This is a genomic window from Roseovarius litorisediminis, from assembly GCF_900172295.1.
GTDB lineage: Bacteria > Pseudomonadota > Alphaproteobacteria > Rhodobacterales > Rhodobacteraceae > Roseovarius > Roseovarius litorisediminis.
Genome location: NZ_FWFL01000004.1, coordinates 391,676 through 397,939, shown reverse-complemented (window position 1 = coordinate 397,939; position 6,264 = coordinate 391,676). Strand labels below are relative to the sequence as shown.

The 6,264-nt window shown below is 56.0% G+C and carries 9 protein-coding genes and 1 tRNA gene; 9 read left to right on the top strand and 1 reads right to left on the bottom strand.

Annotated features, from left to right (window positions below):
• On the top strand, positions 1-123 hold a 123-nt coding region (locus PEL8287_RS10390), incomplete at its 5' end, for an EF-Tu C-terminal domain-related protein (protein ID WP_463203579.1).
• 264 nt (positions 124-387) lie between these two features.
• Here the strand turns inward: PEL8287_RS10390 and PEL8287_RS10385 are convergent.
• On the bottom strand, positions 388-1,188 hold the full coding sequence (locus PEL8287_RS10385; protein WP_085892302.1) for a helix-turn-helix domain-containing protein: 801 nt from the start codon (positions 1,186-1,188) through the stop codon (positions 388-390).
• Between the two features lie 80 nt (positions 1,189-1,268).
• On the opposite strand from PEL8287_RS10385, the gene PEL8287_RS10380 reads away from it, so the two are divergent.
• From PEL8287_RS10380 to rplA, 8 genes are all read left to right on the top strand, one after another.
• Positions 1,269-1,649, top strand: coding sequence for an MAPEG family protein (locus PEL8287_RS10380; RefSeq protein WP_085892301.1), 381 nt, complete (start codon positions 1,269-1,271; stop codon positions 1,647-1,649).
• A 132-nt stretch (positions 1,650-1,781) separates the two neighbouring features.
• Positions 1,782-1,857, top strand: a tRNA-Trp gene (locus tag PEL8287_RS10375).
• Positions 1,858-2,016: 159 nt separating this feature from the next.
• On the top strand, positions 2,017-2,730 hold the full coding sequence (locus PEL8287_RS10370) for an FkbM family methyltransferase (RefSeq protein ID WP_085892300.1): 714 nt from the start codon (positions 2,017-2,019) through the stop codon (positions 2,728-2,730).
• A 409-nt stretch (positions 2,731-3,139) separates the two neighbouring features.
• Positions 3,140-3,880: a hypothetical protein gene (locus PEL8287_RS10365; RefSeq protein ID WP_085892299.1), complete on the top strand. Its 741-nt coding sequence runs from the start codon at positions 3,140-3,142 to the stop codon at positions 3,878-3,880.
• 117 nt (positions 3,881-3,997) lie between these two features.
• Entirely contained in the window at positions 3,998-4,195 is a 198-nt protein-coding gene (gene secE, locus PEL8287_RS10360) for a preprotein translocase subunit SecE (RefSeq protein WP_085892298.1), read from the top strand.
• 190 nt (positions 4,196-4,385) lie between these two features.
• The gene (gene nusG / locus PEL8287_RS10355) at positions 4,386-4,919 is read left to right on the top strand and encodes a transcription termination/antitermination protein NusG (RefSeq protein WP_085892297.1); all 534 of its coding nucleotides are present in this window, start codon (positions 4,386-4,388) and stop codon (positions 4,917-4,919) included.
• Between the two features lie 136 nt (positions 4,920-5,055).
• Positions 5,056-5,481, top strand: coding sequence for a 50S ribosomal protein L11 (gene rplK / locus PEL8287_RS10350; RefSeq protein WP_085892296.1), 426 nt, complete (start codon positions 5,056-5,058; stop codon positions 5,479-5,481).
• A 1-nt stretch (position 5,482) separates the two neighbouring features.
• A complete protein-coding gene (gene rplA, locus PEL8287_RS10345; protein ID WP_085892295.1) occupies positions 5,483-6,181 on the top strand; it encodes a 50S ribosomal protein L1 in 699 nt (232 codons plus the stop codon).
• Positions 6,182-6,264: the final 83 nt, after the last annotated feature.

Below are 6,264 nucleotides of genomic sequence, written 5' to 3'. Positions count from 1 at the left end.
GACAACCTGAAGTTCACGGTTGAACTGATCGCGCCGATCGCCATGGAAGACGGCCTGCGCTTCGCCATCCGCGAAGGCGGCCGCACCGTCGGCGCCGGCGTCGTGTCGAAAATTATCGAGTAAACCAAGTTTACTCGCTGAAATGCTCTGAGGGCGGCCATAGTTTGGCCGCCTTCTTTTTTGTCGTTTATCCGTTTGAAAACGCTCTTTGGCATTTAGATCCGGAATGACGACGTTTCCCCTATGGGGATCGCGTTCATACCCGTTGGTGTTTTGATGCTAGTTGCCTTTGTCGGCATTGCGACGGTGTTCCGCAGGTTCTTTGGATCGCGAAAAATCCTTTTTTACCCGTAATGAGTGGCTATTCAGGATTTGTGCCCACTCATTTCAGAATAATTTGCTGCCCTGGCCCTTTGCGCGTATCTGCGCATCGGTCGCATCGTCCAGCGGCACCATCAGTTCAACCTCTAATCCTTCGATTATCGCGTCCTGCACCGTAGCCAGTTGCCCCACAAACGATGTCATCTCCAGCGTAGGCCCGCCGGGCACACTCAGTCGTAAAGGTACATAGATCGGTGCAGGATGATTGCCGGTGATCATCTGTGGGATATGGTCAAACACACCTTCACGACGCGCCTGATCAAAGGCTTGTCGAATCTCAGGAACACGTTCGGCTTTTTCCAGCATTCGGAAATACAGCCCCTGACTGGCCTCGCCCCAGTTCAGAATCCGGGCGCGAAATTGTGGCGACAGTAGTAACTGCAACAGATTAGGGGATTCGTTGTCAGGATCGACCCCGAGGTTGGAAAACATGACCCGTGCGGGCGCGTTCATCCGCAGCACAGTCCATTCCGGGTTTAGGATGAATCCGGGGAAGGGCCAGTTATCAAGGATGCGGCAGGTGATCATATTCAAGGTGTCCGTCACCTCGTCCGAACTGAGAGTGCGGCGCGGGTAGGGAGTGCGGTGGTCCGAAGCCTCAAAGAGGGCGCCGCGCTGTGCCGCACTCAGGTTCAGTTCGGCACACAGGCGTTGGAGAAAGGCTGGCGAGGGGCGCGATCTTCCGGTTTCCAGAAACGAGACATGGCGCTGCGTGCTGCCCAACCGGTTGGCTAATGCCAACTGGCTGAGGTTGAGCGCACTGCGCAAGGCTTTGAGCGCCTTTCCGAACCGAAAGTCATTTTTCATGCAACTATTCCCCACGAGGGAATTGGGGATATTCCCCGAGCTTCATATCTAGCCTTTGTGGAAATCAAAAGGAGCGAAGGATGGTTTTTTGGATACTGGCTGCGATGGCCCTTTATCTGGTCAATGTCTACATGGCGGGGCTGATGTTGTTTGCCCGGATTGGGCCAGTGGCCTATTCCGGGCCGCGCGACAGCCTCCCTGAACCCGGCGTGTACCGGGCCCGGACCTTGAAAGCGGCGGCAAATTTCGCTGAAAATCTGCCGGTTTTTCTAGGGCTGGGACTATTGGCCCTGGTGGTGAATGGCGCAGATTTATCATTGGCGACACTGGGTGCTGAAATTTTCGTCTTGTCGCGCATCGTCTATATCGCAGTTTACATCGCGGGTGTTCCGTTGGTGCGCTCGGTTATCTTCACTTTCGGGTTGATCGGGATGGGCATGATGGCCTGGGCGCTGGTCTGAAAATCGGCACCTGAATTGCCATGCCGGGCTACGCGGCCATGCTGCCGAAGCAGGTTTTAGGGACCGAACCGCAAAAATAGGAGATTGCACGCTTGATTCCGGGCTTAAGGTGCCGTAATCCGACGCAGCGATAGGGGTATAGCTCAGCTGGTAGAGCGACGGTCTCCAAAACCGTAGGTCCCGGGTTCGAGCCCTGGTGCCCCTGCCATTTCAATCTGAAAATTTTCCTCTGGCGCGTTCTGCGATTCCTGTGGCCAGTGCGCAGCGTATCCACGCAGACCTGTTCACTGCCCGATTAAACTAGGTCGTTGCCGCCTGTTCCCAAAACTTGTAACCCTTCGTCCCTGACAAGAGACGAGGATCTGCAATGAAGACCTTCCTGAAAAAGGCAATCCCGGCGTCTTGGCGGCGCCGATTTAAAGAGAAAAAGAAACTGCATGCCCGCGCGGCACTGCACAGAATATCGTCGCGCGGCGTAAAAGTGCAGACAGTGATTGATGTCGGCGCGTCGGATGGGCGCTGGACCGTGCAGACAAGAGACTATTTTCCTGACGCTGATTACCTTTTGATTGAAGCCAATCCACATCACCAGCCCGCCCTTGAAGAATTTTCCAGATCCCACCCGCGGCCGCAGTACAAAATTGCAGCGGCAAGCAACCAGAAAGGGAAAATCAGTTTCAATGGCGATGATCCGTTTGGCGGCAAGGCCGAACCGGACAATTGTGCCAATCCTTTGGTCGTCGACGCCGTGCGCCTTGATGATCTTGTTGAACCGAACGCCGGCCTCCGTCCGCCTTATATGCTGAAGCTTGATACGCATGGCTATGAACTGCCCATTCTGGAAGGATCGAAGAACATCCTTGCCAACGCGTCTCTGGTTGTCATTGAAACCTACGGCTTTCAGATTGCGTCGGATTCCCTGCTGTTCGATGAAATGGTCTCGTACATGCGCACCAAAGGTTTTGGCGTGGTCGATATGTCCGATCCTCTTTGGCGGCCAGGGGACAGATGTTTCTGGCAGGTGGATCTGTATTTTGAGCCGCTGTCAGTGCCGCTTTTTCAGAATAATGCCTATGCTTAGTCAGGTTTAGACAGTTCCGGTCTTTTTGTCAGAGTTGCGCTCTGCCACGGCAAAACGGCATGGCATCGGGCGCTATGACGTCTTGCTATCGGATAACATCCGCATCTGTGCCAGAAAGGATTGCGCAGAGTTGGAGAGACGAATCGTTTTGGCTCGGCGCGGATTTCAGTGCGAGTTTTTTGGGTGAAGGTAAGGCCCTGCCGGGTAGCTGGCGGGGTCTTATTCATGCCTGTATGCGGTATTCATGCCTGTATGCGGTAAGTGTCAAAATTGGCGGCGCCAGATTTCCGACACCGGGTTGCCTTTAATTTGCCAGATTTCAGCCTTAGGAAAACCTTTAACCCCCTTGGTGCTATTGGCCAAGGGGGGGTACGCGTGGGGGCGCAGACAGAACAGACCGAGTGCTGCCATGAGTAAAAGATCGAAAGGCGCGCCAGATCCACTGGCCTATCTGCCCCACGAGGGGCGGGAATTTAGCGGGCATCCCCCTGTCGACGCCCAGTCCCCCGAGATTGCCGAGCAAACTGCCGACAGGTTGATCCGCAGGATCATGGTTGAGCAAAAGCGCGAGGTAAGCCACAAAAGCCTGCCGGATCTGATACCTGATATTTCCGACGACGTTCTGGAACCCGCGCCAAAAAAGGTAAGGCATCCGCGTCGTACAAATCCCCATATTGCGAAAGTTCAGAAAAAGCTGGTGATTCCCGTGCTCAGCCGCCTGTCGCCGTCGCGGGGGTTGATCTGGCTGTCGGACAAGGTGGTGAACTATACGCCGACACGTAAACATTCCATCATCGCAGTTCTCGCGCTGATCATGGTGCTTCGGCCATGGTTCTTGCCGGTCTTCTTGTTTGTCAGCTTTTGGGTCATCCTGATTTCGTATTTCAGCCTTGGACCTGACCGTGTTGCCGAACTGCTTGTCGGACTCTGGCAGCGGATCGACAGAAGGAACCCGAAACTGGCCGAATCCATCCGTCAGCGCGCTGAAGCCGGGGCCGAGCGTATTGATGCTTTCATGGATCGGCTGCCCGCGAAATGGACCGAAGGCTACCAAAGCCCCGACTTTTCGCGCCTGGCAGAGCCCGATCCGGTTTCACAGGATCAGCTGGACCCGTTTGACCGGATCGCAGCCGAGGCACAGCAGGGCTAAGCCAGGTATAAGCGCAACATCTGAAGGGCCAGGGCCGTTAAGCGGCTTCTGGCCTTGAATTTGCCGATCTGCCCGCGTATGTGGCGCACATAGGTTTCTTGAGAGAAGACAGGGCACATGGCACGCACTAATCCGCTTCAATTTATTCAGCAGGTCCGGTCCGAGGTTTCCAAGGTCGTCTGGCCAACCCGGCGCGAGGTTATGCTGACCACAGTGATGGTGTTTATCATGGCGGCGCTGACGGCAGTGTTTTTCTCTCTGGTCGATCTGTTGATCCGTGGCGGGTTGCAGGCGGTTCTGGGGATGTTTGGCTGAAGGCTGAGAAAAACCTGAATGGCCCCTTGAAATCAAGGGCAATCAGCGGTAGGTGACAGGCCTCTTCTGGACATGGCGTGCGGCGATTCGGGTTGCGCGCCGATTTTTGTTTAGGAGGCTCGGGTTTAACCGCCTGAATTAAGTAAGAATTATGGCCTTGCGGCCGGTCAAGACAAGGGCATGAAGCAGGATGGCAAAACGGTGGTACTCGGTTAGCGTTCTCTCGAATTTCGAGAAGAAGATTGCCGAGCAGATCAGACAATCCGTCGCCGATCAGGCCCTGGAAGACCAGATCGACGAGGTTCTGGTCCCAACTGAAGAAGTGATCGAGATGCGCCGCGGCAAGAAAGTAACCGCCGAGCGCCGCTTCATGCCCGGGTATGTGCTGGTGCATATGGAGATGTCCGATCGCGGCTATCACCTGATCAACTCGATCAACCGCGTCACCGGTTTTCTGGGCCCCCAGGGCCGCCCGATGCCGATGCGCGATGCCGAGGTAAATGCGATTCTGAACCGTGTGCAGGAAGGCGAAGACGCGCCACGCACACTCATCCACTATGAAGTGGGCGAGAAGGTCAAGGTCAACGAGGGTCCGTTTGAGGATTTCGACGGCACGGTCGAGGAAGTGGACGAAGACAACCAGCGCCTCAAGGTGACGGTTTCGATTTTTGGTCGGGAAACCCCGGTCGAACTGGAATTCACGCAGGTCACCAAACAGGGCTGAGCGTGGGATCGTCGCAGTTCCAGACGGGAATGCGGCGTAAGTGGGAGGCGAGGGGGCCGCGGCACCCGGACCGGACCACACAACTAAGAACCCAAGGGGCGCGCCCCGACGGTGTTGGAAACAAAGGAGAGGCCACATGGCCAAGAAGCTCGCAGGTAAGATGAAACTGCAAGTGCCCGCAGGACAGGCAAACCCCAGCCCGCCGGTTGGTCCGGCCCTGGGTCAGCGCGGCATCAATATCATGGAATTCTGCAAGGCGTTCAACGCCAAGACCGCAGACATGGAGCCTGGCGCCCCATGCCCCACCGTGATCACCTATTATCAGGACAAGTCCTTTGACATGGACATCAAGACGCCACCTGCGTCGTATTACCTGAAAAAAGCGGCCAAGCTGAAATCGGCGGCAAAACTGCCCGGCCGTGAAACTGTCGGCACCGTGACCACCAAGCAGGTCAAGGAAATCGCCGAAGCCAAGTGGAAAGACCTGAATGCAAACGATGTTGAAGCGGCGATGAAAATCATCCTCGGCTCGGCGCGTTCCATGGGCATCGAGGTGAAGTAAGATGGCGAAAATTGGAAAACGTACCCGCGCCGCTCGTGAAGCCTTTGCTGGCAAAGACAACCTGACCGTGGAAGAGGCTGTTGCCCTGGTTAAGGGCAATTCCAACGTGAAATTCGACGAAACCGTCGAGATCGCCATGTGCCTGGGTGTTGACCCTCGCCATGCTGATCAGATGGTACGTGGTGTCGTCGGTCTGCCCAACGGCACCGGCAAGGACGTGCGCGTTGCGGTTTTTGCCCGTGGCCCCAAAGCCGAAGAAGCACAGGCCGCTGGCGCCGATATCGTTGGTGCTGAAGACCTGATGGAAATCGTGCAGAGCGGTAAGATCGACTTTGATCGTTGCATTGCGACCCCGGACATGATGCCGATTGTTGGCCGTCTGGGCAAGGTCCTTGGCCCGCGCAACCTGATGCCGAACCCCAAGGTGGGCACGGTTACCATGGATGTGGCAGACGCTGTCAAAGCAGCCAAAGGCGGCGAAGTACAGTTCAAGGCCGAAAAGGCCGGTGTTGTGCACGCCGGTGTTGGCAAGGTGTCCTTCGACGAAGGCAAGCTGGTTGAAAACATTCGCGCTTTCATCGGTGCCGTCCAAAAGGCCAAGCCGACGGGTGCCAAAGGCGCCTATATGAAAAAGATCTCGCTGAGCTCGACCATGGGCCCGGGCGTCAACATTGACGTCAGCAACGCAGCGGTTGAATAACGTCTGTATCGCGCAAGCGATCTGACGACCAAGAATTTGTTCCGGTCCGTTCGCGGACCGGAGCGAATGGCAGGGCCGCCAAA